This window comes from Novosphingobium percolationis (assembly GCF_020179425.1).
Lineage (GTDB): Bacteria > Pseudomonadota > Alphaproteobacteria > Sphingomonadales > Sphingomonadaceae > Novosphingobium > Novosphingobium percolationis.
On the sequence record NZ_JAILYM010000009.1, the window covers coordinates 74084 to 97695 of the forward strand.

Sequence of the window (23612 nt, forward strand, 5' to 3'; positions counted from 1 at the left end):
CCACAATTCGTGGCCCATCAACCCTTGCCAACATCTCCAAGCCGCCGCCTAGCTTAGAGACAAGCTGAGGTAAGAATCATGAACTGGCATGCACGCCGCGAAGGCTGGAACGCGCAGAGCGAGGACGCTCGCGACGATGGCGACGTCGACTATTCGCGCGTAATCCACTCCGCCTCATTCCGCCGCCTCCAGGGCAAGACCCAGATCCTCAACCTGGGCGATAGCGATTTCTACCGCACCCGCCTCACCCATTCGCTCGAGGTCGCGCAGATCGCGGGAGGAATTGCGCGCCAGCTTGAAAAGTCGTTCCCCGACCATCCCGCCAGTTCCATACTACCCGATCGCGGCACGATCCATTCGATCGGCTGCACGCATGATTTCGGGCACCCGCCCTTCGGCCACGGCGGCGAAATCGCCCTCAACTACTGCATGCGCGACGCCGACGGGTTCGAAGGCAATGGCCAGACATTACGCATCTTGGGCCGCCTCGAGACCTTTTCCGCCGGTGCGGGCGCCAACCTCACCCGCCGCACGATGCTCGGCGTGCTCAAGTACCCGGTCGCCTTTACCCGCGTGGCGAACCCTGAACTCACCCCTGCCCTGCTCGCAGGCCCCAGCACGATCAAGGTGCTAGACGGGCGCGCGTGCAAGCCGCCCAAGTGTTACCACGACAGCGAGCAGGACGTGGTTGACTGGATCCTTGAAACGCTCAGCGATGCGGATCGCGACGCTTTCCAGGCATTCACGCCGCAGGCGGGCAAGCATGGCAAGGCGCAGCACAAGTCGCTCGACTGCGCGATCATGGATGCGGCCGACGACATCGCCTACGGCGTCCACGACCTCGAGGACGCGATCGCGCTCGATCTCGTCACGCGCGAGGGCTTTGCCGCCGCAGTTCAGGACAAGTGCCCGACCTTCCTCGATGCGCTCAAAGCCAAATATCCGGGCGAGAGCGCAAACGACGTGTTTTCGCACCTGCTCGACGGGCTGTTTGGCGGCGAGGCGTCGCGCAAGCGCTTCATCGGCCGGCTGGTGCACCATTTCCTGACCGCGGTCGAATATGTCGAACTCGATGCTTTTGCCGAGCCGCTGCTGCGCTACCGCGTGCGGGTCCGCGACGGCGAGCGCCAGTTTCTCGATGTGCTGCAGGCATTCGTGGTCGACGAGGTCATCACCTCGCCCGCGGTCCAGCACCTCGAATTCAAGGGCCAGGGCATGGTCGTCGCCGTGTTCGAGGCGATGCAGGCCGATCCAGCACGCCTCCTGCCGCGCGAGGAATTGCGCAAATTCGAGGCCGCGCATGGCGATGTGCGGGTCATCTGCGACTATGTCGCGGCGATGACCGACACGCACCTGCTCAAGACCTACGAGCGCCTGTTCTCGCCGCGCATGGGATCGGTGTTCGACCGGCTCTAAGTGCGAACACCGGTGGTTTCCTCTCCCAAGCTTTTCAAAGGCATGGTATCTTCCTACTTGAGGAAGGTGACCAATGCGCAAACATGCGCCAGCTTGGCAAAGTGAACTTGCACAAAGCGGTGGTGTCGATGATTGCGGCATCCATGCGCGCAAGCTCATGGACGATCTCGATGAACAGTTTGAAGCGTCAGACGGCGATGACACGCCGGGCTGGGGACAGCTTCTGACATTCCTCTGCGCGTCAGCGCTCTTCGTCGTTGTGGTGCTTACCTGGAAGTCAGGCTCTTAATTCTCGCGGTCCTCAAACCACTCTGCGTTGGTTCGATGAGCGTGTTCCTCATACAGACCTTGGGTGCCTTGCAAGGCCTGATCGTGCTCATTCTGTCGGTTGCGTTGGGCGTGATCGAGTTCGGTCGCGCCCTGCTGCAATTCCCTGGCCACACCATGCTCGGCGGGATGCGTTGATTGCGCAGGCAAGGTCGGCTGACGCCCCATAACCAAAGCACGCGGGCGCTCCATGGTCAGCCGGACCGGACCATCGACCGCGCCCATGGCGACGGTCGGATCGACCAGATGTGACTGCACGGTCTCGACCTCGCTGCGAACGTAGTCCTCGAGAATCTTGCCCACCACCAGATCGCGCGCGGCGCGTTGGGACGGTGAAGGCGTGGTGTCGAGCAAAGAGGGCGCACCAAGACCGCGATAGGGGCCGCTGGCCAGTTCGTAGTAGCGGCTGGCCACGTATTGCGACATGTCCTCGCTTAGCTGGTAGCCGTGCGTTTCGCTGTAGGAGGCAATGTCCTCGAGGCGCCTGCCGACCTCATCCATGCGCGATGCCTGGTCCTCCAGCGCACGAGCATGTTCGTAATAGCGCTCCGATGCATTACGCGCCTCCGTAAAGGTTTCGCTCCGGCTGAAATCCCCGCTCCGCGCATAAGTACCATCGCTGCTGGAAACGTCGCGGCCTCCAGTATGGTCCTCACGATAATGTTCACTCTGACTTTCCGAATTACCATCGCTACGAGCCCTGTTCGAACCGCTATCAAATACGACGCTATCCTGCGCATTGATTCCATAACCGCCCGTCAGGTTTGCTGCACCTCCACCAAGGCGTTTTGCAGATCCCCCGCGTCCTCCGCCCCCACCAAGGCTCGTTCCCAAATTCCAGTTCGTCGCAGTACCCACTGAATAATTATCGCGAGCCCCCTCGCTGGCCGAGGTCGTGTCGCTGATGGTGCGACTGCTGGAATTCTGACTACCTTCCGCGCGCGAGCGCCGGTCGTATTCAGAAATCGAAGTGCCCTGCTGGCTGCCACTCGATGACTCGCTGCCCGCGCCCGAGCGCGTGCCGCTCGATGTGCCATGACTCAGCCGCTCACCTTGCCGCCAGCTTTCGCTGGCAGCTTCGCGCAACTGGTTTGCCCGGCTATGGTAATCCGAGGCCGACTTGCGCAGTTCGCCCAAAAAGCCCTCGCTGACCGTCGGCTTGAAACCATAGGCGCTGATTCCGCGCGCCACGTTTTCAATGCGCGTGCCGTCCGCGGTCCAGCCACTCGTCGTACCGTTGTCGTTGACGTAGCTCGTATAACCGAACCCGCCCGTGAAATTGGGCGCGGTGTTCCACTGGTCGCGCTGCACCGTGTTCGAGGTCAGGTTCTGGTAGCTGACATTGCCATAGGCGTAGTTGCCGGTGGTGCGCTCGGTCGCGGCCTGCTCGGCGGCGTTCTGCGCGGGCGCCAGCATCGAAGTCGCGTTAGTGGCGACCGCCATCGCGCCGCGCGCCATGCCAGCGGCAAGGAACGGCACCGACATCATCAGGAACCCCGCGATCGTCGCGGTATCGGCGCTGACCGCGTCGATCCCCTCCATGCCCGCCATGGTCATGCCGCCGGGCGAAGCTGCGTTCATCGCCGCGATCGTCCGGTCCATCACGAACATGTGCAGCACGACGTAGAGCGGTCCCCAGGCCGCAAGGTAGAAGAACCCTGTCACGTAGCCGCGCAAGGCCGACGGGCCCGTCTGCGGCATCAGGAACAGCGGGAAGATCACGGGGAACATCGCGTAGAACACGACGGTGAGCACGATATTGAGCAGTGGCACCCAGGTCATCGCCTGCTGCCCGATCGAGGTATAGGTGTTGCGCGCCTGTGCATCGGCGCGCAGCATCGCGAAGGTATCGCCGTCCGCCGCATCGAGATTGGCGCGCGCCTCGAGGAAAGCATCGACCAGCGAGCGCTGCTGGAAGATCACGTTGGCATTCTGCGCTGTCCCGTGGAACGCGCGCGATACCACCGGCAGGTCGGCGACGAGCTTGGCCTTGGCTGCACTGGCGGCAAGGTTTGGGAAAACGGTCGGCGCGAACTTCGTCAGCGCATTGTCGGTCGCCGCCGGAATGTCGACGTTGCGCAAGGTGGTGTAGGCGGCGGCACAGGTGCGGATTTCACTGCCACCGCCGTCGGCCGGCGCCTTTAGCCATTTCATGGCGCGCGCGGGCGAGCCCGGGCCCATGTCGACGAGCAGGTTGGTCGAGTTCGCGATTCCGTCGGTGGTCTTGAAGCCGAGCAGGATGTCGTAGAACAGGCATTGCCGGAAATACTCCTCGACATTGGCGCGCACGCGCGGGTCGCGGAAGGCAAACTGACGCGTCTTGTCGTAGAGCCGCGCGCCATAGAGCATGCCGTTGGTCGAGAGCCGCAACTGGTTCGGCATGACAAAGACGGTCTCGGCGCGCCGCGTAAGCCAGTCGCCGATCTGGCTCGACAGGGAAGCGAGCGCGGCAAGGCCGATCGGTACGTTGTCGACCGTAGCAGGCGCGAGGCTGGGATTGATGCGGTCGGTAACCTTCACGCTCGTCGTCGGCACGATCATGCACATGTAGATGACGGTTGCCGAGAGGAACCAGTTGAACCACACGCGCCAGTTGAGCGTGAAGGCGACGACGAGCAACGCATAGGCCAGCCCCATCACCATCACGACCTGGATCAGCGAACGAAAGCCCCCGCCCCCGCACCAGGCTGCAACCGCATTGAGCACGTTGACCATGCTCTCGCCGCCGCCAATGGTGAAGATCTCGAGCATGGCGCGGCCCCTCTACTGAAGCCCCTGCGCCGACAGGCCGCGCGAAAAATCAAGCGCTGCCGAAACCTGCGGCGAGAGCGAATTGCGCAAGGTGCGCTCAAGGAACACGGTGCGATCGAGCACCATCTGCATACGCGTCAACCGGGCATTGAGCCCGTTGCTCTCGCTGTCCATTGCTTGCGAAACGGAGCGCAACTGCTCGCGCCACTGCCCCAGCGTCTCGGCATCGGCGTTGTGGAAGCTCGCCTGGCCCTGGTTTACGAGGTTGTAGAACTGGCGGATGAGCGTCTCGAGCATGTCGACGCCGACGATCTCGGCAAGGTTGTCCATGTCCGAGGGCGACATGCCGCCCAGCTGCGCGGCGGCATTGACGGTGACAATCTTGTAGAGCGGGATGCTGGTCGCCCCCAACAACCCGATTTCCTGCGCATTGAGCGCGGCATTGCTGCGGACTTTGGCGTTCATGCTCTCGATCAGCGCGCGGATACGCGGCTTCAGCGCCTGCGCCGAACCGATCGACAACGTACCGAGGCTGGGATTGAGGCATTTGTCGGCGCTGTCGCAGCGCAGGACCTTTGCGCCACTGCCGCCATCGAGCAGCGCGGTCAGTATCGCCCGGTCGCCCTGTCCCAGGTAGCGATAAGAGGGGTTGCCCGCATCGCTGTCAGCCTTGACGTAGATGACGGTGCCGACCAGCGTCATCAGGTACTCGCGAAAATCCTGGTCGAACGAGGGATAGCTCTTTTTCAGCATGTCCCAGGTGTAGTTGTAGGAATCGGCCGGGATCGTCGGATCGCTGTTGGCGGCGAGCGTCGAGCTGCGCTCGCCCCCTTCGTTGCACTCGTGGCGCGACTTGGCCCAGTCCGAGAAGATCCCCTGGCTATTGCCAATGTACTTGCAGATCTCGGCCTCACGCCCGGCCTGCTTGCCCCAGAGCCCGGCCACGAGATTCTGCGCCATCTCGCATGAGTTCATGTTGAACTGATTGAGCTGCTGGACCTTCTGCGAAAGGTCTTCAAGCGTCGAGGCGATCTGCGGGCTGATCGACTTGATCGCCAGCATGAACGCAAAGCCCAGCGCGTTGCTCGCCGTGGCTTTCAGCAGCGCGATCAGCTCATCCGAATTGATGAAGGAGAAGCTACCACCAAAGAGGTCGATGCCGCCGCAGCCCGCTTTCACATTGGGCAGTTGCAGGTTGACGGGATTGACCGACTCCTGCGGGAACCGCGTCCACAGGCTTCCGCCGGTGTAGTAACCCGCCGACTGGCCCTGGTAGGCCGAAGGCCCGGTGACGTTGGCGGAACCGCCCATCTGGTTGAAGAAGTTGTTGAGCTCGGCATTGACCCCGGCCTGCGCTGGCGCGGCGAGCGCGAGATTGAGCGCGAGCAGCAGCATTAGGCCGCGCATGGCGCGGGTGAGCGCGCGCGCCATCAGTAATCGCTCCCCGGCTCGATGCGCGTCAGCGTGAAGATCCGCTGCATGACCTCGTCGGCCGACATTACCCCGTAGCCGATCGGCACCGGATGGTGCGTCAGCGTGTCGAACAGCACGAGCGCCGGCACCTGGTTTCCGGTCAGGCCCATTTTCTCATACTGGCCGGTGTTGACCACGAAGTCGGGGAAGGCGCTCGAGCGGCCGCCGTCCATCGAGACCGGCAGCACCGAGAGTGCATACTGGTCGGACAGGCTTTTCAAGATCGGCGCGAAGACATCGCACGCGCCGCAGGACGAGGAATAGAAGTAATAGACCCCATAGCGGGCCGCGAGGCTCGCCATTGTCGCGGCGCGGTCGTTCTTGCGCCCCTCCAGCCAGGTTTTCTTGCCGAGCGTGTTGATCGGGCGCTGCAGGGTGTAGTCGAGATCGGGGTTCTGCCAGACCGACCGGCTCCACACATCGGCGAAGAGCGAAGCGCGGTTCAGCTGCTCGCGCTGGAATTTCATATAGGCGGTCACGTTGGCGCTGGTCGGCTCAAGAATGGCCCGGGCTTTCAGTTCATCGAGCTGGTGGGCAATCGCCTGCATCCGGGCGGCTGCCGGGACCGGATCGGGCGCGGTCGCCGCCGTATCGGGCCTGGGCGCGTCGCAGTAGAACCAGGTGCCAAGGCGGCGCTCGGCGCAATAGAAGGCATCGCCTTGCGGGATCGGCCCTGCGCGCGCTTCGGTGTCATGCGGCTCTGCGTCGCGCGCCTCGGACTGGGCCAGCGCGGCCGGCGCTGCCATGCAATGCGCGAGCACGAGGCCGGCAAGAACAAGGCGGAGGCTGTGGCGATGCGCTTTGTGCATGAGCTGTCTCCTCATGGACGGTCTCACTATGGGTTGGGCGGGGGCGTCCCGCCGTGGAGCTGGTAGTATTGGCGGATGCGGTCCTGGATCGCGGCGCTCGCGGCCACCTCGTCGGGCAGCTTCGCCGCCTCTGTGAACTCGGCGTAGACTTCGCTGAAATCCATCTTGCCGAGATCAAGCCGCTGGAACTCGGTCGCGCTGAACCCCGAACAGTCGGGGTGCTTGGCGCTCCCCCAGCCCTTGCCCAGCTGCGTCCGCCCCTGTTCCTGCAAGATGCGCGAAAGCTTGCTCGGGAAGCAGCAGTAGGACTTGCGCTTGGTCGTGCAGACGAAGAACACCTTCTGCGAGCAATAGGTGCCGACATAGTGGCACAGGCCCATGCGGTCCTTGACGTCGAGAAGCTTCTCCTCCGACGAGCACAGGAACTGGGTGAGGAAGGGCGTTGCGAGCGCGGCGATGGCCGCGGGGCCGCCCGCGATCGCTGCCGCGCCCGCCGACGTCGTCAGCAGCCCCGACGTCTTCCCCGCGCAGCAGTTGACGAGGCCAAAGATCGGGCGGTGGCATCCGGTCTTCTCCCCCTTGAACAGCGAGAGATCTGCAGGATCGAACTGGTCGTGCACGTCGCCCATGGCGTGAACCGCTACGAGCGCATCGCGGAACTCGGTCGATGCTTCGCGCTGGATCGTGCTGCACTCGCCATTGAGGCAGTAGAGATCGGAGCCGCAGAGCGATGCCGCACCACCCTGCGTGCCCGCATCGGCGGTGCAGCGGTAGACCTCGTCCTTGACCTGGCAGTCGCCGACCCGGGGATCATCGAGACATTCCTCGTGGTCGAAGCTGCACCCCGATTTGGCCTTCAGCACGGTGCAGTCGTTGGCCTGCTCGATGCTGCCGCAGCTATAGTCGCGCCGCCACTTCCAGCAGCTCTGCGTGATCGACACGCCATCGATCATGCGGGTTTGCGGATCGCTGTCGATGCAGGTTTCGGCCTCGAGCGTGCAGGTGCCGTCAGCGGTCAGGGCTGCGCACGCGGTTTCATCGCGGGTCGTCACGACTTCGGTCACGGTGTGCGGCGTAGGCGCGGGAAGCCCCGCGACCGGCGTCGTGCAGGCGAGCGTCTCGGTGGTGACGGTCTCGGGTTCGGCGCAGTGGTCGGGATCACCCTGCAGGCAGATCTGCTTGGTGGTATGCGTGACGACCCGGCACTGGCCCTGCCTTAGCGGCTGATCGAACGGCGCGCAGCCGTCGCTGGGCCAATCGTCGCAGGTGTATTCGTAGACGACACGCGTCTGCGTGGTTGGAACGAGCGCAACATCGCAACTGGCGCTCGACGTGGTCAACTTGGCGCCCATGTTGCAGCTCTCGTAATAGGTGACGCTGCTTGTGCCGCTACCTGGCAAGGGCTGGCACTTGCCCTTGGCGCCATCGATCCCCTCGCCCGCGCCCACATAGCTGTCAGGCGCGGCCTCGATCGCCTTGCCCCGCGTCATATCGATCGTCGCGGGATCGTAGGTGGGACGGCGGGGGTCGATGGCGACCTGGTATGCGCTCGAATTTCGGGCCGCGGTCGCCCCCTCACTGGCCAGCGCATCGGGATTGTCGACGAGCGCCCCTTGCGGAAAATCGGTGCCGCCAAATCCTGGCACACCGCGCGCGGCCGCGTCGCTTTCGACGTTGGCGCCGGCCTGGGACTGAACCTGCCGGCCGAGCGCCTCGCCATCGGCTCTGGCCGTCGCGTTCCTGCTCGATTGCGCCAGCGCAGCGCCCATCGTCGCGGTAAGTGCAAGCGACGCCACCCCGGCGACGATGCGTCCGATGGGCCCACGGCGGATCACGGGGCCTGCTCCAAACGCGCGAGGGCTGCGTGCGCAACCGGCGCGCCGGGACCATCGGCCGCGGCCATGGTCTCGAGCGCGAAGCGCGTGGTGACGTTGCCTGAAAGACGGTCGAAGGGCGGCACCGCCGAAGTGCAGGTCAGGCTGTCGCAGGGCACGTAGTCGCTGGCGACCGCAACGTAGGTCGGGACGGCATCGATCGCGAACGCCCGGAACAGCCGGGGATCGATCAGAACGCTCGCCGCCTGGTTCGGCGCGACAAGACGGCGCATCGCGCCTGCAAAGCGCATCGGATTGCCCGCGGGAAAGCCGCGAAACACAATCACGCCGCCGGCTTGGCTGACATCGCCGATCATGCGCTTGAGCGAGGCTTCGGGCATCGACAGGCTGGCAAAGCCGACCAGCATCGGCCCGCTGCGCGGAGCAACCAGGTTGCCCTGCGCACCGGCAAGCATCGCGTCGAAGTCGAAGGGGCCGTTGGAGCCGGTTGATTGCGGCAGCCTTGCCTGGCGCAGGTTGGCATCGGCCCCTGCGGCGACCGCGCTGGCTCTATCCTGCTCGGTGGTCGATCGTGCAAGTGCGCCGGCAACCAGGGCCTCGGCGCTGCCTTCCGCGGCTGTGCGCTGCACCTCGATCCGGTCGAGATCGATCCCGCCCGGGGCGGTCTGGGCAAGCCCTGCGCTGACGCCGCCGATCGTGAGCAAACCAAGCGCGACGATGAGATGCCGGTTCATGCGCTGTTCCCCATCACATGACGCAACAGTTGCGCTTGCGCCATACGAGGAAGCCCATGTCCTCGCCGACCACGGGATAGACCCGCCCCGAATGGGGCAGGATCGTGCTCGCCCCCACCGGCGAACAGGCCTCGCGGCCCGAGACCATCGGCGCGGGATTGACCATCTGCAGCCGGTACTGCTGCTTCTTGAGCACCGGCATCGGGTACTTGCCGCACAGGCCCTTCGACCCCATCGTGCCCCAGGCCAGGGCTTCGCGGTGCATCTTGTAGAGCATGTGCTCGGCCGCGAGGCGGCCCGACTGCTCCATCCCGACATTGGCACCGATGTTGCCGTTCATCGGATACATCGAGCCGTTGCAGCCCGCGCACCAGAACAGCTGGTCGAGCGGCAGGCGCGTGGTCGCCGCGACGCAATCGGCCGCGCAGGCCGCCTGCGCGATCGCGCTCGAAAACAGCGCCGCCTCCGGGTTGAGGATTGTCGTCAGCGCATCGTCCTGCCAGGTCGGATCGAGTTCGGTGACATAGGCGATGTCGAAACTCGATTTTTCAAAGCACAGGAAATCGGTAAGGATCTCGAGCCAATAGAGCAGCGGATAGACATAGTAGTGGACGTGGTACTTGGCGGTGTTCTGCCCACGCCCGCCGATCTGCGAGCCCTGGCTCACATAGCCGTTGCCCACAGCGAAACCGGGATTGAGCCTGGTCCCGCCAAGGTTCGGAAAACAGAACGGCTTTGTCGTGACATCGATCAGCCGCACCGGCTCCCAGAAGCCCATCGTCACGCCGATCCGCGGGATCGGCGAGCCACACGCACAGAGCGGAAAATCCGGGTTGTCGGTGTCAGCCCGCGACGATCCCCAGATCTTCATCGACCCGACCGACAACGGAAACAGGCAGCCCCAGCACACGTCGGTGACGGGATTGATGAAACTCCCCGTACAGCGCGACGGTACTTGCGCGGCGACCGGCCCGGTGATCGCAAGGCCGAGCAGCGCGAGGAATAGCGCGAGCGGCCTAGGCATCGTCATGCTCCGGCCGATCGATCCGTTCGGCCCGCCCGATCTTTTCTGAACGTCCGAGCTGTTCTGCCAGCCACGCCTCGTCCGCGCGCCACTTGGCATAGAGCCACAGCGGGACCAGCACGCCGAGGTAGGTCAGTAGACCCGTGAACAGTGCACTGGCGAAAATGCCGAGCGTGATTACCAGCCCCTGCCAGGCGAGCGAGACACCGGCGAGGAGCAGGAGCGCCACCAGCACGGCACGGCGCTGGCGCCAAAGGGCCCTGCTCTCGGGCGCCGCGAGCGGGGCCGGGACCAGCGCGGCGATCTGCCGGGCAAGGCGTGCAGTCCAGGCGCTCATGCGGCGTTCCCGGCACGCGGCAGTGCGACTTCGCCGACGAGTAGCACCTTGCCCTGCTGGCGCACCCAGGCCGGGGTATGCGCAATGCCGAAGCGGGCGGTCAGCACCCCGCCCTGATCGAACCAGATGCGGCGGTGTAGCGCGCGCATGCGCTCGAACGGCGAACCCGACACGAGGATGATCGACACATGCGCATCGTCACCCTGACGCAGCGCCCAGGCAATTTCCTCAGGCCTGGTGCCATCGACGAAGACCAGCGTGCGCGGCAATTGCACCAGATCGAGCGGATTGACCCGGGTTCCGCGCGCGGCGATCAGTGTCCCCTTGGCATCGCGCACGTCGTTGTCGAGGGCGATCGAGGGATCGTAGCGCCAGCTGTGATCTTCGCTGGCCGGGCTGAGCCCCGCGACCGGCATCGGCGTCGCCACGCGCGCGGTAGCGCGCGCCGCGAATTGGCGGTTGAGGCGGTCGAGTTCGCCGCTGGCCCGCGCTCGCTCGAGCCGCTCCGCGATCGTGGCGAGGAGATCGGGTTCGATCACGGGCCAGGTCTCGCCGAAGCGCCCCAGATCGTGTCCTGCCGCGCTCGATGCGGCCGGTGCGCTGGCGCCGACCAGCAGCAGAAGGGTCATGGTGCAGCCACCTGCGACCATGGTGCGCGATACCCGCCTCACAGGATCGCCTCCGCGGTGCCGATTAGCCGGTCTCGGCAGACAAAGCCGATCTCGGCATAGCGGCTGTCGAAGCCGTCCTTGTGAGGACTGGCCGCAAAGACGCAGCCCTCGGGGATTTGCCCCAGGGGCCCCGGATGCAACGGCTCGCCCTGGCGCGTTGCCAGCTTGAGCCGTGCCACCGGCGTGCCGTTGACCGCGACCGTGGCGCCCTCGCGCGTGACACGATCGCCCGGCACGCCATAGGCGATCTTGACGAACGGCTGCGGTCGTTCGCCAAAGTGCCGCCGCACCAGCAGCGCGTGGCCGGGTGCAAACACGACATAGTCGCCACGCCGCGGAAAGGTCCCCTCGCGCACCAGGAACGCCCAATTGGGCAACGACTGCGAGACGTTGATCATCAGCACGTGATGATCGCGCCACTGGGCGATAGCAGCGAGACCCAGTCCGGCGCCTGCCAGCAGCGCGAGGCCACCGCCATGCCGGATCCACTGGGACCGCGCGGGCCCTGGTGCGGGAAGGTCAGTGGCCCGCGCCATCGGATCCCCCGTCCCGGATGAGCCAGTCGCGCATGCGCGCTTCGGTCCCGCCGTCCACCGCAGTGCGTGGCGCAGGCATTTTTGCATAGACCTCGCGCCGCACGCTCTCGGTAATGTCGGGAACCGACCCGCCCGCCACCGCCTCGCTCACCAGCACGACGCGTCCGGCATGCGCTTCGCGTGCGAGCGCGGCATCGAGCAGCTTCATGAAGGCTTGCGTTTGCGCACCCATCTGATCGGGCGGCGTTGCCGAGCGCGCCTGCGCCCGGACATAGTCGGCGACAAGTCCGCCCAGTTGCACCTTGACGAAAGGCGCAGGCGCGCGCCGCAGATCGAGGATCGCGCGCGTGGTCCAGGCGCCCCAGGCGAGCCCTGCGACAACGACCATGAGCGCCAGCACCGGTGGCCCCTTGCGGCGCTGCCGGCGCGCGAGCGGCGCGGACACCGGTTCTCGCGAAATGGGTACCCCGCAGTCGAGGGAAGCATCGCTCATGGGTTGGCCCTTTCGTATTCGAGGCCGTCCAGCAGGCTTGCGCGGCGGAAGAAGCCGACCCCGACAAACCCGGCCGCCCAGATCGCCAGCAGCAGCTGCGCGAATTGCGTCTGGCGCTGCGGCGATGCGATGACGAAGTGCGCGGCGAGGTTGGCGAGCTGAAGCAGCGTGCCCGTGAGACTGAAATTGCCCAGCACCACAGCGAGGCTCGCGATCAAGCCCAGCGCGGCCAGCGCGTTGACCGCGAGCCAGCCCACCACGCGCAGGCCATTGGCGGCCCAGCGTCCCGCGCGGTCGGAGGGGGCGCCGGTCATGCGCGCCGCGCCTGCCCCACTGGCGCACCCGTTCGGAACGCCACCGCCTCGATCGCATCGGCCATCGCGCTTCCCTGGTGGAGCGCCTGCTCGATCTCGGCGAAGGTCGCCGGACTCGAGGAATAGAGCGTTGCCGAGAAGCGATCGAGCACGAGACGGCACACCGTCTGCGTTTCGGGGCCACGGATCAGCAGATCCGAATACTCGGTGCCGTGGCGTTTCAAAGAGCGCAGCAGCGCATCGGTGTGGTTGTCCATCTCGAAGCGCGCCGATTTGCGGAAATCCGCGATTGTCTCGGCCTTCTGCTGGAGCACGAGAAACCAGTCGCTGTTCTCGAGCGCAGCACGCGAGCCTTCGGACTTGTAGTAGTCGTTGATCGACTGCGTCGCGGTGATGAGCGCGGCGCCATACTTGCGGCAGGTGCGCGAGTAGGTCTCGATAAAATCGGCCATCGCCCCGCCCTTGAGCATCTGCCAGGCTTCATCGACGATCAGCGCCTTGGGGATCGACCGGTCGAGCTTGCGCATGGTCTGCGAGGCAACGAACATGATCGAAGTCAGGACGACGCTGCGCAGTTCCTCGCGCGCGGCGAGATCGGACAGTTCGAACACGGTGAGTTCGGCCGAAAGGTCAAGCGTGTTGGCGCCGGTAAAGAAGCGGCCGAACGTGCCGCTGCTTGCATAGGGCAGCAGCGCGGTCGCCAGGTCCTCGGCGAAAAGATTGCCCGACGCCTTGAGCGCTGCGATCACCGCGTCGATCGTGCCCTCGCTGGCCTCGGCCTCCCACACCGCATTGACCGCGGCATCAATCAGCCCGCGTTCGGTATCGTTGAGCCGGGTCTCGTATCGCGCCATCTGCGCAACGATCGCCTTGAGCATCGCCAGGCAATCGACGCGATAGTCCTCGTCCTCGTGCGCGAGGACCGGGTCGATCATCCGGAAAGGATTGAGTGACAGTCCCGACGACAGGCGAAACTCGGTGAACGTGCCGCCCAGCGCCTTGGCCATGTGTTCGAACGAGCGGCCATCGTCGATGACGATCGTGCGCGCGCCGACGCCGGCAAGGCTCGCGGTCAGGTCCTGCAGCAGCACCGATTTGCCCGAACCAGACTTGCCCGCGATCGCGACATTGTGGTTGCCCGCAGCGTTCTGGAATGGCGACCAGAACTGCGCCTGGCCGCGCCGCCCGACGAACAGAAGGTGCGGGATGTGCCCTCCGGTGTATTCGCCCTGGAGCGGCGCCATCGAGGCAACGTTCGCCGACAGCACCGTGCGCAGCCGCTTCATGCGCTGGAGATCGGAGGAGAGCCCGTCGGCAAGCATCAACGGGAACGAGGCGAGCAGTCCCATAACCTGCAGGTAGGTCTCGTCGATCAGGTCCCAGCCTGCGGCCTTGTAGATCGCCTTGATCGTGCGCGCGTTGCGTTCGCCGTGGGCCTCGGGCGAGATCATCGTCACGGCGTAATAGACGCGCGTCAGCTTCTGGCCGTGGCGGACCTCGTCCTGAACGTGTTCCCATTCCTGCGACTGGCGCTTCAGAGTGGGCACGAGCCGCGCGGCTTTGCTGTCGGCCAGTTGCGTCGTGCGCGCGAACTTGAAACCGGCGCGCGTCTCCGACGTCTCGGTCGCCGGCACGATCCCGCAGATCGTCTGGAGCACCGGACAGGGCAGGCAGAGCTTGGCATTGAACACATCGCCGATGATCTTCTGCGTGTCCCAAGGCGCCCAGCGTTCGGGAAAATGGCGCACCGACAGCGTGCGGACGTCGAACCGGTCAGGCGTGTAGTCGGCAAATTCGGGGACATCGGCGACCGTGGCGCCCGTCGCGCGCAGCGAGGGCGCGTGCAGCACGATGCGGTCGCGTTCGACGCGGGTGACGAGATCACGACGCACGCATTGCGCGTTGATCGGATCGAGCGGGCTGTAGTGTGCGGCATCGTCGCCCGCCCCGGTCGACGGGCACAGCACGTCGTCGATGAACCGGATGAGATCGACCGGCCCCAGCACGCGGCTCGGGATCGCGATCGAATCGAACGCAGCGACGATCCCGTCGCGCATCATCAGGAGATCCTCGACGCCGATCCCGGCCCCTTCAGGCGCGCCCACTGCCAGCAGCACGCGGAAGCGGCGCAGGAGAAAGGGACCATCGCTCGCAAGCGAGGTCCAGGCGCCCGATTTGAGCAGGTCGAGGCGATAGCCCGCGAGGCGCTCGAACACGCCGCCCGCGATCACGCGCGGCAGCACCCATTCCTGGATCTTTTCGGCAATGCGCGGGGAGGCATAGTTGACGATCTGGAACTGCGTGCCGGGCAGCAGCACGTCCGCAAACACCGTGTCGATGATGTCGGCGGTGCGCTCATCGGCGCCGATAAGCGGGGCCAGCTCGAGAATGAAACCGCGCGAGCGGGTCTGGTAGAACAGCGCGTTCGCGGCGTTGTAGGCACGGTAGCCGAGAAGGTTCGCCAGCATCGGCACGTCTCCTGTGGTGAAGCTGTGCTCGGGCCTCTCGGCATCTCCGGTCACCAGTTCGATGAGGCGTGCCAGCATGGCGTGTCTCCCTATTCGCTCGTGGCCGGGAAGTTGGCAGCCTTGCGCGGCGGTGCCGCCAGAGCCGAAGCGACGTCCGCCTTGATCGCGTCGATCGGGGACGGCGCCAGGGGCTTGGCCGTGCCCGGTGCGGTGATGGTCGCTTCGGCGTGCGGGACAGGGACCGCGGTGGGCGTCGGCGACGGTGCCATCGCCGACAGGTCGGGGGCCTGTTCGGCAAGCTCGAGCAGAGCCGGCGGTCCACCAGGACTGCGAGGATCTGCGCTCACCTGTCCACCGGCGGCCTGCTCGGCGACCGATGACGCGGGCGTACCCGGCAGGCCATCATCGAGCGTCAGTTGCACGCCCGCGGTTTCGTGAAGCTGCCCCTCGTGATCCACGTATGCGGGGAAGACGACCCTCAGCACCCGCGTCCCCGGTCGCAAAGCGCCGGGCAATGTGTTGGTGCCGCTCTCCGCCGCTGCCATCGGCGGGCGCGGATGCCAGGAACCATGGTTCGCCGTGGCGCCGCGTCGGGAGACGGTCCCCGGCGCGTCTGACGGATCGGCGACCCCAGCAGGTTCTTCGCGGATCGCCGCGATCGCGGCATCATCGATCACCGAGGACGGGGCACAAGTCCCGTCGGGCGCCTTGCAGGCGAAGCTGCCTTTGACGTTGTCGCGCAGCATGGCGCACCCCGACAGCAGCGCCGCGGCCATCAGAGGAACGACGATGTGCGCTGCCCTGCGAACCGGGATCGGCCGAAGCGGGATCGATCGAAGGGGGATCGATCGAAGTGGGCCTGCGCTCACGACACCTTCCCTCCTGCGAGCCATGTCGCCAGCACCTCCTTGGAGCGGTAGCCATGGAGCACTGCGCCATCGCCGCGCACGATCACCGGCGTTCCGTCGAATCCGTGTTCGCGCGCGAAGCGCTCGTTGGCATCGAGCCCGCTGGTGTCGCAACGCGCGGCCGGCAGTGCCTCGCCGGCATAGGCGCGCTCGAGCGCCGCGCGCCTGTCAGGCGCACAGATCACCGCCTCGGAAATCATCCGCGTGCCGAGCAGCGAAATCGGCCGCTCAGTCACGCGCACGTCCATCATCTGCAACTGCTGGTGGAGCAGCTTGCAGTATCCGCAGTGAAAATCGCTGAAGACGGTCAGGCGGTCGCGCCCCCTGCCCCACTCGATCGCACCGGTTGGCGCAAGCGCGGCGAGCGACACCTTGCTGTCAGGGGCTGGAGCCGATGCGCGTTGTACCACCGGTGGTGCTGACGCGCCTTCTGGTGCACCGGCCTCATCAGCCATCTGGTTGGCACGCGCTCCGGTCCCCGCGAGCAGATCGGGATTGATCGCGAGCAGTCGCGCCGCGGTCAGGTCCTGGCGCGTTTCCATGTCGTAGACGCGCCCGACCACGAGGTAGCGGCCGCTGGTGTCAGTGTAGAAGAGATTGGCGCCCGCCTGGACTTCGCACAGCCCTGCAACAACGGCGCAGTCAATATGGGTCGGCGCCGTGCGTGGCAGGCGGACCTTGAGCGCCTGGCCCACGCGGTCTTCGGCCGAGGGCGTTGCCGCCAGCGCGGCGGCCATCGCGCTGCCACCCGCAACGCCCAACGCGATCATGACTGTCAGAGCGAACCGTTTGTCCATGGCGCAAGACCCCTTCAGTTTCGGATGAACACCCCGTCGAGAAAGACGATTTCCACATCGATGCCGGTCGGCATCTCGATCACGGGCTGGTACTGTTCGGCCCGCTCGATCAGGTATTTCGAGACCTGGTCGGCCGAGCCCGCGACGCCCGAACCCACCCCGCCTTGCGCGATCTCGCCGAGCGACAATTTCTGCCGCTCGCCGTTGACGCTGACGTTCGAGCCATTGAGCGCGGATTCGGTGTTGAACGAAAAGCCGCGGCCGAACCCGCCGGCAAGGCCTGCCAGGAACGCCTGTCCGACCAGCCCACCCTCACGGCTGACCACGCGCCCGCGCACCCCGGTCTTGCCGCCAAAGGCGATGAAGCCCTTGACCTCGCTCACCGCGAAACGGCCGCCGGGCTGCGGACAGGTCATGCGCTGGAGGCGCACGTAGACTTTCTCGGACGAGAGATCCCCGCTCGCCGCACCGTTGACCATGCAGCCTTCGATCTGCGTCCGCAGCAGCCGGCCTTCGGCGTAGACCGAACGCGCCGGCCCCGTGATCCGCAAGACCACCGGCAACGGATCACCCTGGCTGCGCACGCTGGTCGTCGCATCGACGCCGACCACCACGCGCGCCCGCGCGATCGAATTGGGCGGCAGGTAGTTGGCGCTGTCGGTGAAACTCGTCGTCTTGCCGGGCACGATCCGCTCGGCCGTGCCACCGCTGGCGCCGGTGAAAGCGACCAGCTTGATCTCGCGTCCGGGCGCGGCGCCAGCGTCGATCATCGCGCCACCGCCGGCCTGGCCTGGCCCCGCCGCACCTCCCACCGGCTGATAAGTGCCGGGCGATCCCGCCCCGTAGAGCGCGGTCGGTCCGCTGGCGACGGGACGGGGCGTCTGCTGCGCGCTGGCGACTTGTGCGCGCAACTGCTGGTTCTCGGCCTCGTAGGCCGACAGCACGCGCGTGCCGTCCTCGACCATCGCCGACTTCTCGCCCTGTAGCGACTGGATCTGCTGCTCGAGCTGTTCGATCCGCTGCGCGTTGCCTTCCAGACCTTTGATCTGATTGCCGTACTGCTCCATCTGTCCTTCGGCGAGCGCCATCCATTCGCGCTCGGACATGTTGCGGTTGACCATGTCGTCGGTCGAAACCTTGACCTCGCCGTCCTTGCCGGCCTTGTCGGCAGCGCCGGTCGCATCGGTCGAAGGCTGGAGGATCCACGCCATCGCGCCCACCGCGAGCGCGCCGCCCACGCCGTAGAACAGCAACTTCTGTCGCCGCTCCGCCGTGATATTGCGGTGCAGATCCTGCGCATCGCTCTCGGCAGCGTCGGACGGCGCCTCGCCGCGCCGGAAGGGATTGCGGATCATGGCCGACCTCCCGGACTTCCCGCAGCCTCGACGATATAAGCGGTGGTCACTTGTCCCGGCGCGAGCTCGGCATGGGCGATGCTGACTGCGATCGCAGCGACGGGCGCCACCGCATCCTCGCGCAGCGTGACCGCCTTGGTCCCGCGGTTCTCGAGACGCACGACTTTGCCGACGAGCGTGACGCCGCGGTATTCCCCGAGCGCCTGGACGCGCAGCGTTCCCGCCATGACCGGCGCCAACGGCTTCCAGGCGACGTCGAAGCCGTCGACCGGCAATTGCTCGGCCATGGCGCGCACCAGCCGCGTGGCGGCGTCCTGTTGGGAGAGGTTCGCCGGTACCGCCTCGGCAGCAGCAGCTGGATGTTCGATGTCAGCATTGGCGATGAAGACCTGCCGCGCCTCGTCACCGGCGAGCGTGCAGGCGAACTTGTAGACGTAACCGCGCCGGGTCGTCCCGAAGAACGAGATCGTCCGCCTGGCAAAGCCATCGGGGACCGACAGGTAGATGTCGCCGCGAACCGGTTCGTTGACGACCGTGAAGTCCTCGGCCGGAATGCCGGTGGCGATCTTCGAGACCGACGCGAACTGATCGTCTTTCAGCGAAATCCGCGTGAGGTCCCGGAGGGAGGCCTCACACTGGACAAGACCGTTGTCGGCAACGAGCAAGGTCTGGTCGGCGAAAGCCGGGCGCGGAAGCGCCAACAGCGCGGCGCCGAGAAGACCGATGCCTGCCCAGCGCTGCGCATGGCAGCGGGTGGGGACGGCCAGCACCGAGCCTGCGCCTAGCGTGAGCGCGGCGCCGATCATGATGCGCTCGCTTCTGTCTCGGGCGCGGTCTTCTCGACCATGCCGAAACCGGCGAGGCGCAGCGACAGGCCATTGTAGCGCCAGGTGAAGCGGAACACGCGATGCTCGGCGCTCACATCCTTCGAGCCCGCAACGGTGTGGAGCACGCCACCGACTTCGCTGGTCAGCGCTTCAGGATCGGTGCGCAGCCAGTCGATCGTGAAGAACTGGGTGATCTGCGAGCCCTGCTGCTCGCTCACGACCTTCATGAGATCGCGCTTCAAGGGACCCCGCGCCTCCTCGTCGGCGAGCGCGAGGATGCCGTTCATCCAGTAGTCGAGCGTTTCCGGAGAGCGGTTGAGCACGAGCTGTGCGACATCGCGGGTGACCATTTCGAGATATTCCTTCGAAACGCCGGCGCTGCTGACGACGAGCGGCGAGCGCGCGACCGGCTCGAGGATCACTTCGCGGTCGCGGGTGAAAGCCAGCGACACGCTCCCCAGCGCAAGGACGGCAAGCGTCAGCGTAGCGAGCGCGAGGGCATTGCGCTGGCGCAGAACGCGCTGCGCGGAGAGATGGGCGAGTTCGCTGTCCATCTCAGCCGGCCATCACGCGCAAGTGGGACGGTGGGCAGACCCTGAGACCGAAAAACGCGCCCGGGAGATGCCAGTAGCCCGCGTGGAGAATCCACGACATCGATCTTCCGGCTCTTGCCTTGCGATAACCGAACCACGTTCCGACCGCACCTACCAGGCCAATGACAACGTGCTGCGTCAGGACGCCCCAGAAGAACGGAATGAACATAACGAGGAACTCGTCGAGTGTCCAAATTCCGATCAGCTCGGGATCGTCGAGATGCCTCGGGATCGTGAAGCGGTCCATGGTTGCCCACCGTCAGTTGACGGGCCGCAGGGGGATGGAGGGCGCGGCCCGTTGGTTGCCGTCTCAGATCGTGGCTGTGACGGTCGATGTGACGATCGGAATGCCGGTGCCGGCGCCGACGCCCACGCCGACGGGGATGGCGACCTGGCCCAGGCTGAAACGTCCCGAGGCAAGGCCGACGATGCCACCGGCAAGGCTGAGCACGGTGATGATCTTGCCGCCCGAGCCTTGCAAGAAATTGGTGAACTTGGTCAGCGCGGTGTTGAACGTGGCGTCGGTGCCGGCAAAGGCCGCATCGGCGCCGAGCACGCTGGCCGCCGCGGCAATGCCGCAAGCGAGCGCAAGGCTTTGGGCAGTTGGCGGCACGCGGCCGCGCAGCTTTTTCACAGTGGTCATGGGCGAAACCCTTCGGAAGTGATCGCGGTTGATCCGCATCCCCAGAAGGCCGCAGGCAAGCGCCGAACGACAGGGGTGACGGTCGGGAAAGGCAACAAAATGCTGCGCAGCATGCGCACTGGACCTGGGTACGTATCGGGATGGGTCGGCCCCGTAACCGGGGTGGACCGCCGCAGACCCGGTCCGGTCCACAAGGACGACCAGGCTGGCCCACATACCGTGCCATGGTGCGCGCAGATCGATCCATCGCGGACCGGTCCGCGCGCGACTCGGCGGAGCATCGCTCGGCACCGCCCTTCGCGTCGGTGCGACAGTAGCGCCAACGCCAATACCCCTTTTCCGGAAATTGCCGGACGGATGCCGCGCGGGCACGTTTGAGCCGTCGCCCAGCCTGCTCAGGGTCGACGGGGCAACAAGGGGCACCGGTCATGCGCGCCAGCAACGACAGCGATATCACAGCCGTGGCAGACCGGGCGGGGCTCACCGAGGGGCTTTGCGCCGTGATTGCCGCAGAGATCCGCCAGCAGGGCCTGAGCACACGGCGCCTTGTCGAAGCCGGCGTGATCCGGAGGCGGCAGGGCTTTTTGGCAAGGCTCGAGGCCGCGCTACTCGTGTCCTCCGAGGTCGAGGCGCTCGTCCGCCACCTGCAGATCGACACCGTGCGGGTCGCAATCGCGGTCGAGGTTTTCGGCGATCCCGATTTCTATTTTGATGTGCTCTGCCTCAACCTGGCCAATGTCTGCCGGGCGCTGGAAGGCGCGGTGCGCCGACACGGCGAAGCGCTCGACTGCGCGTTCGAACCGATGCGCCCTGCCCTCTGTGCCGCCGTCGCCGACCGCATCTGTCAGGCGCTCGCGATCCACCACGCGCGGATCGAGGAAGCCCGGTCCGCATCGCTTTGATCGGCATGTGCGCTCACGGCGCGATCATGCGCGGAAGCAGTACCGGCGCAGGATAGACGGAGAGGGAAACCGACCTGCGTCCCGCCGCGCCCGAACTCCTCGGCATGGGCATCGCCAAAGGTCGGCCCCGCAGCAAGGTGGCCAGCACATCATCGACATAGCCGCGCGTTTCCGCAAAAGGCGGCACGCCCTTGTGGCGACGGACATTGCCTGGCCCTGCATTATACGCAGCGAGGGCAAGATCGTATCGGCCGAACGTGTCGAGCTGTTGGCGCAGGTAGCGCGCGCCGCCCTTGAGGTTTGCATAGGTGGACCAGGGATTGCCCGTGCCGAGAGCAGATGCCGTGGCGGGCAATAACTGGGTCAGCCCGATGGCGCCCTTGGGGCTGATCGCCGCCGGGTTGTAGCGGCTTTCGCGCGCGATCAGCGCGTCGAGGAGCGCTGGCGGCACGCCTTCTGCGCAGGCCGCCAGCGTGATCGCCGGATAGAGAGCCAAGCGGCGCATCTGCACCATTGCTGAAAGACGCGGTTGCGGCGCCCAGCGCGCCGTTTGGCACGCATTGGGAGCAAGGATCGGCACAGCCGCGTTCTGTGCAGACATGGCCACATTGCGCAAAGCATCCGGACCAATCGGTGGTCGGACCGCCTGCTGTTCGCCTCCGTGGTCAAGCGAAGCCGGGAACGCCTGGAGTTCTACTTCGCGTGCACTGGCTTGGGGGCCCAGCGGACCGAGGGCCGCTACTGCGCCAACGGCGAGAATTCTGACCATGGTTTCACACCCTTCACAGTCAGGGTACGCGGTCGGATTATCGCACCTTGTAGCGTTGCACCAATGTGGACGGCCGACAAGGCCGAGCCGCCTCAAGCACGGGCTCGACATCAACGGCACGCTATTCTCAAAACGCTTGTCGCCCCTCGGCGATGTTCAACAATTCGGCAAACACGAATGTTGCCGGTGCCCGCCCGGAGGGCGGCACCAATTCGCGGAGCAGGCCATTGTCGCGCAAGTCGCGGATTATCTTACGCGCGGTCGCTGGCGGGATCTGGGCCGATGCAATGAAGTCCGGCGTCTGGAAGATCGGGCGCTGAAAGATCCAGTCCAGCGCACGCACTGCATATTGCGAGTGCGTGATTTCTACGACCCAATCGCGCTTGTCCTGATGCAAAGCCAGGATCGCTTGCGCCTTATCGGTGTTAGCTTCGGCCTGGGCAATGATGCCACGCAGGAAAAAGGCCACCCATCCGCTCCAATCGTCGTCCCGGGAAACGGCCAGCATCCGCGCGTAATATTCGTCTCGATTGGCTTCGAGGTATTCCGATAGATAGAAATTTGGGCGCGAGAGCAGCCCGTGCGTGTAGAGGAACAGCGGGATGATCAGCCGCCCAATGCGTCCGTTGCCATCGAGAAACGGGTGGATCGACTCAAACTCGGCATGAACGATGGCCAGTTGCACCAACCTGTCCGGCGCATCAGCGTGGATATAGGCCTCCCAGTTCGCCATTGCGCCTTCGATGCGGTCGGCGCCAGGTGGCACGAATCGCGCTTGCTCGATGGTGCAGCCTTCCGGTCCAATCCAGTTGGGGATACGACGGTATTCGCCTGGATCCTTGTGGCGACCGCGCACTCCATCCATCAACACGCGATGGGTTGCCTTGATGAGGCGTTGCGACAGCGGAAGCTGCGCCATCAGACTATCTGCCTCGCGCAACGCGGCGCGATAGTTCAAAACCTCGCGGGCATCGGCCTTCTTGGGCGTGCTTTCATCGAACAGATGACCCTGCGCCTCAAACTCCAACACCTCGCCCAGCGTAACTTGCGTGCCCTCGATCTTACTGGAAAGTACCGCTTCGCGGGCCGTCAACGGTGAGAGCAAAATATCAGGATTGGGGATACCGGAGAGGACTCCCTCATACCGCGCGATGGCGGCATTTGCTGGCCCGACCAGCGGGAACAGCGCGGCCAAGTCGAGTGTGGTGGAGGGAAAGCGTCCTTCGTGATAGGCAACAGGCAATGGCATCTCCGTCCGGCGATCTTCGACATGTGAGCGCGGGTCACCTGCCGATTTTGATGATCGTCTATCGACAGCTACACCATTTGATGATCGTGAAACAGGCTTTTGCCTACATCAAGAAGGGTTGATGTTCACAGACGATCATCAAAGCCTTCTGAGCCATCGTGCCGGCAGCAACATGCCCCTCCCCCGGTTGGCTGTAAACCAAGGGGCACGCAAAGGTCTGTGCGTCTGGCAACGCTAAGCCCGGCAAACAAGGAACGGCACCAAGCTCGCACTGCTCGACAAGATGAATGTCATCACTGAACTGCCCGGATAACCTGACCGTTTGGGGGTCATTTTGACTCGGCAGGGTGCACCATGGTGCGACGAAATTTACTGACGCGA

General features: G+C 65.4%; 24 protein-coding genes. 3 read left to right on the top strand and 21 right to left on the bottom strand.

Features of this window, described 5'->3' with window-relative positions; all coding sequences use genetic code 11:
- The first annotated feature begins 78 nt into the window (after positions 1-78).
- Positions 79-1416 (top strand): anti-phage deoxyguanosine triphosphatase, encoded by a 1338-nt coding sequence (locus K3A84_RS18860; protein WP_225011057.1) that lies wholly within the window; start codon positions 79-81, stop codon positions 1414-1416.
- Positions 1417-1489: 73 nt separating this feature from the next.
- Complete coding sequence (locus K3A84_RS18865; protein ID WP_225011058.1) at positions 1490-1705, top strand: hypothetical protein; 216 nt, start codon at positions 1490-1492, stop codon at positions 1703-1705.
- Here the strand turns inward: K3A84_RS18865 and K3A84_RS18870 are convergent.
- The 19 genes from K3A84_RS18870 to K3A84_RS18960 all read right to left on the bottom strand — a co-directional run bounded on the left by K3A84_RS18870 (position 1702) and on the right by K3A84_RS18960 (position 20311).
- Positions 1702-4494: a conjugal transfer protein TraG N-terminal domain-containing protein gene (locus K3A84_RS18870; RefSeq protein ID WP_225011059.1), complete on the bottom strand. Its 2793-nt coding sequence runs from the start codon at positions 4492-4494 to the stop codon at positions 1702-1704. The two genes, K3A84_RS18865 and K3A84_RS18870, sit on opposite strands and share 4 nt — an antisense overlap.
- A 12-nt stretch (positions 4495-4506) precedes the next feature.
- Entirely contained in the window at positions 4507-5925 is a 1419-nt protein-coding gene (locus K3A84_RS18875) for a conjugal transfer protein TraH (protein WP_225011060.1), read from the bottom strand.
- Positions 5925-6776: a conjugal transfer protein TraF gene (traF, locus tag K3A84_RS18880; protein WP_225011061.1), complete on the bottom strand. Its 852-nt coding sequence runs from the start codon at positions 6774-6776 to the stop codon at positions 5925-5927. The genes K3A84_RS18875 and traF overlap by 1 nt, the downstream gene beginning before the upstream one ends.
- 26 nt (positions 6777-6802) lie before the next feature.
- The gene (locus tag K3A84_RS18885; protein WP_225011062.1) at positions 6803-8611 is read right to left on the bottom strand and encodes a conjugal transfer protein TraN; all 1809 of its coding nucleotides are present in this window, start codon (positions 8609-8611) and stop codon (positions 6803-6805) included.
- Entirely contained in the window at positions 8608-9345 is a 738-nt protein-coding gene (gene trbC, locus K3A84_RS18890; protein ID WP_225011063.1) for a type-F conjugative transfer system pilin assembly protein TrbC, read from the bottom strand. The genes K3A84_RS18885 and trbC overlap by 4 nt, the downstream gene beginning before the upstream one ends.
- 13 nt (positions 9346-9358) lie before the next feature.
- Entirely contained in the window at positions 9359-10369 is a 1011-nt protein-coding gene (traU, locus tag K3A84_RS18895; RefSeq protein ID WP_404823186.1) for a conjugal transfer pilus assembly protein TraU, read from the bottom strand.
- Entirely contained in the window at positions 10362-10706 is a 345-nt protein-coding gene (locus K3A84_RS18900; RefSeq protein ID WP_225011066.1) for a hypothetical protein, read from the bottom strand. The genes traU and K3A84_RS18900 overlap by 8 nt, the downstream gene beginning before the upstream one ends.
- Positions 10703-11335, bottom strand: a complete 633-nt coding sequence (gene traW / locus K3A84_RS18905) for a type-F conjugative transfer system protein TraW (protein ID WP_225011068.1) — start codon at positions 11333-11335, stop codon at positions 10703-10705. The genes K3A84_RS18900 and traW overlap by 4 nt, the downstream gene beginning before the upstream one ends.
- Before the next feature lie 38 nt (positions 11336-11373).
- On the bottom strand, positions 11374-11913 hold the full coding sequence (locus K3A84_RS18910) for a S26 family signal peptidase (RefSeq protein WP_225011069.1): 540 nt from the start codon (positions 11911-11913) through the stop codon (positions 11374-11376).
- The gene (locus K3A84_RS18915) at positions 11897-12406 is read right to left on the bottom strand and encodes a TrbI F-type domain-containing protein (RefSeq protein WP_225011071.1); all 510 of its coding nucleotides are present in this window, start codon (positions 12404-12406) and stop codon (positions 11897-11899) included. Before K3A84_RS18915 ends, K3A84_RS18910 begins: the two co-directional genes overlap by 17 nt.
- Positions 12403-12720, bottom strand: coding sequence for a hypothetical protein (locus tag K3A84_RS18920; protein ID WP_225011072.1), 318 nt, complete (start codon positions 12718-12720; stop codon positions 12403-12405). Before K3A84_RS18920 ends, K3A84_RS18915 begins: the two co-directional genes overlap by 4 nt.
- Positions 12717-15266 carry a type IV secretion system protein TraC gene (gene traC / locus K3A84_RS18925; protein ID WP_225011073.1) on the bottom strand — a complete coding sequence of 850 codons (2550 nt, stop codon included), beginning with the start codon at positions 15264-15266 and terminating at the stop codon, positions 12717-12719. The genes K3A84_RS18920 and traC overlap by 4 nt, the downstream gene beginning before the upstream one ends.
- An 11-nt stretch (positions 15267-15277) precedes the next feature.
- A complete protein-coding gene (locus K3A84_RS18930) occupies positions 15278-15964 on the bottom strand; it encodes a hypothetical protein (protein ID WP_225011075.1) in 687 nt (228 codons plus the stop codon).
- Positions 15965-16053: 89 nt separating this feature from the next.
- Entirely contained in the window at positions 16054-16893 is an 840-nt protein-coding gene (locus K3A84_RS18935; protein WP_225011077.1) for a DsbC family protein, read from the bottom strand.
- 14 nt (positions 16894-16907) lie between these two features.
- Positions 16908-18248: a TrbI/VirB10 family protein gene (locus tag K3A84_RS18940; protein ID WP_225011079.1), complete on the bottom strand. Its 1341-nt coding sequence runs from the start codon at positions 18246-18248 to the stop codon at positions 16908-16910.
- Positions 18245-19054: a type-F conjugative transfer system secretin TraK gene (locus tag K3A84_RS18945; RefSeq protein WP_225011081.1), complete on the bottom strand. Its 810-nt coding sequence runs from the start codon at positions 19052-19054 to the stop codon at positions 18245-18247. Before K3A84_RS18945 ends, K3A84_RS18940 begins: the two co-directional genes overlap by 4 nt.
- Positions 19051-19629, bottom strand: coding sequence for a type IV conjugative transfer system protein TraE (locus K3A84_RS18950; RefSeq protein ID WP_225011083.1), 579 nt, complete (start codon positions 19627-19629; stop codon positions 19051-19053). The genes K3A84_RS18945 and K3A84_RS18950 overlap by 4 nt, the downstream gene beginning before the upstream one ends.
- A gap of 1 nt (position 19630) precedes the next feature.
- Positions 19631-19915, bottom strand: coding sequence for a type IV conjugative transfer system protein TraL (gene traL / locus K3A84_RS18955; protein WP_225011085.1), 285 nt, complete (start codon positions 19913-19915; stop codon positions 19631-19633).
- A gap of 63 nt (positions 19916-19978) precedes the next feature.
- Positions 19979-20311 (bottom strand): TrbC/VirB2 family protein, encoded by a 333-nt coding sequence (locus K3A84_RS18960; protein ID WP_225011087.1) that lies wholly within the window; start codon positions 20309-20311, stop codon positions 19979-19981.
- 428 nt (positions 20312-20739) lie between these two features.
- On the opposite strand from K3A84_RS18960, the gene K3A84_RS18965 reads away from it, so the two are divergent.
- Entirely contained in the window at positions 20740-21213 is a 474-nt protein-coding gene (locus tag K3A84_RS18965; protein WP_225011096.1) for a hypothetical protein, read from the top strand.
- 13 nt (positions 21214-21226) lie between these two features.
- Here K3A84_RS18965 and K3A84_RS18970 read toward each other — a convergent pair whose 3' ends face one another.
- Both K3A84_RS18970 and K3A84_RS18975 read right to left on the bottom strand, forming a co-directional pair.
- Complete coding sequence (locus K3A84_RS18970; protein WP_225011097.1) at positions 21227-21982, bottom strand: lytic transglycosylase domain-containing protein; 756 nt, start codon at positions 21980-21982, stop codon at positions 21227-21229.
- Positions 21983-22109: 127 nt separating this feature from the next.
- Positions 22110-23225, bottom strand: a complete 1116-nt coding sequence (locus K3A84_RS18975; RefSeq protein ID WP_225011098.1) for a Fic family protein — start codon at positions 23223-23225, stop codon at positions 22110-22112.
- Between the last annotated feature and the right edge of the window lie 387 nt (positions 23226-23612).

Bases quoted from the DNA above. Each gene is read 5' to 3' on its own strand.
- K3A84_RS18860 (WP_225011057.1), top strand. From the start codon at position 79: ATGAACTGGCATGCACGCCGCGAAGGCTGGAACGCGCAGAGCGAGGAC.
- K3A84_RS18865 (WP_225011058.1), top strand. From the start codon at position 1,490: ATGCGCAAACATGCGCCAGCTTGGCAAAGTGAACTTGCACAAAGCGGT.
- K3A84_RS18870 (WP_225011059.1), bottom strand. From the start codon at position 4,494: ATGCTCGAGATCTTCACCATTGGCGGCGGCGAGAGCATGGTCAACGTG.
- K3A84_RS18875 (WP_225011060.1), bottom strand. From the start codon at position 5,925: ATGGCGCGCGCGCTCACCCGCGCCATGCGCGGCCTAATGCTGCTGCTC.
- traF (WP_225011061.1), bottom strand. From the start codon at position 6,776: ATGCACAAAGCGCATCGCCACAGCCTCCGCCTTGTTCTTGCCGGCCTC.
- trbC (WP_225011063.1), bottom strand. From the start codon at position 9,345: ATGAACCGGCATCTCATCGTCGCGCTTGGTTTGCTCACGATCGGCGGC.
- traU (WP_404823186.1), bottom strand. From the start codon at position 10,369: ATGCCTAGGCCGCTCGCGCTATTCCTCGCGCTGCTCGGCCTTGCGATC.
- K3A84_RS18900 (WP_225011066.1), bottom strand. From the start codon at position 10,706: ATGAGCGCCTGGACTGCACGCCTTGCCCGGCAGATCGCCGCGCTGGTC.
- traW (WP_225011068.1), bottom strand. From the start codon at position 11,335: ATGACCCTTCTGCTGCTGGTCGGCGCCAGCGCACCGGCCGCATCGAGC.
- K3A84_RS18910 (WP_225011069.1), bottom strand. From the start codon at position 11,913: ATGGCGCGGGCCACTGACCTTCCCGCACCAGGGCCCGCGCGGTCCCAG.
- K3A84_RS18915 (WP_225011071.1), bottom strand. From the start codon at position 12,406: ATGAGCGATGCTTCCCTCGACTGCGGGGTACCCATTTCGCGAGAACCG.
- K3A84_RS18920 (WP_225011072.1), bottom strand. From the start codon at position 12,720: ATGACCGGCGCCCCCTCCGACCGCGCGGGACGCTGGGCCGCCAATGGC.
- traC (WP_225011073.1), bottom strand. From the start codon at position 15,266: ATGCTGGCACGCCTCATCGAACTGGTGACCGGAGATGCCGAGAGGCCC.
- K3A84_RS18930 (WP_225011075.1), bottom strand. From the start codon at position 15,964: ATGGCCGCGGCGCTGCTGTCGGGGTGCGCCATGCTGCGCGACAACGTC.
- K3A84_RS18935 (WP_225011077.1), bottom strand. From the start codon at position 16,893: ATGGACAAACGGTTCGCTCTGACAGTCATGATCGCGTTGGGCGTTGCG.
- K3A84_RS18940 (WP_225011079.1), bottom strand. From the start codon at position 18,248: ATGATCCGCAATCCCTTCCGGCGCGGCGAGGCGCCGTCCGACGCTGCC.
- K3A84_RS18945 (WP_225011081.1), bottom strand. From the start codon at position 19,054: ATGATCGGCGCCGCGCTCACGCTAGGCGCAGGCTCGGTGCTGGCCGTC.
- K3A84_RS18950 (WP_225011083.1), bottom strand. From the start codon at position 19,629: ATGGACAGCGAACTCGCCCATCTCTCCGCGCAGCGCGTTCTGCGCCAG.
- traL (WP_225011085.1), bottom strand. From the start codon at position 19,915: ATGGACCGCTTCACGATCCCGAGGCATCTCGACGATCCCGAGCTGATC.
- K3A84_RS18960 (WP_225011087.1), bottom strand. From the start codon at position 20,311: ATGACCACTGTGAAAAAGCTGCGCGGCCGCGTGCCGCCAACTGCCCAA.
- K3A84_RS18965 (WP_225011096.1), top strand. From the start codon at position 20,740: ATGCGCGCCAGCAACGACAGCGATATCACAGCCGTGGCAGACCGGGCG.
- K3A84_RS18970 (WP_225011097.1), bottom strand. From the start codon at position 21,982: ATGGTCAGAATTCTCGCCGTTGGCGCAGTAGCGGCCCTCGGTCCGCTG.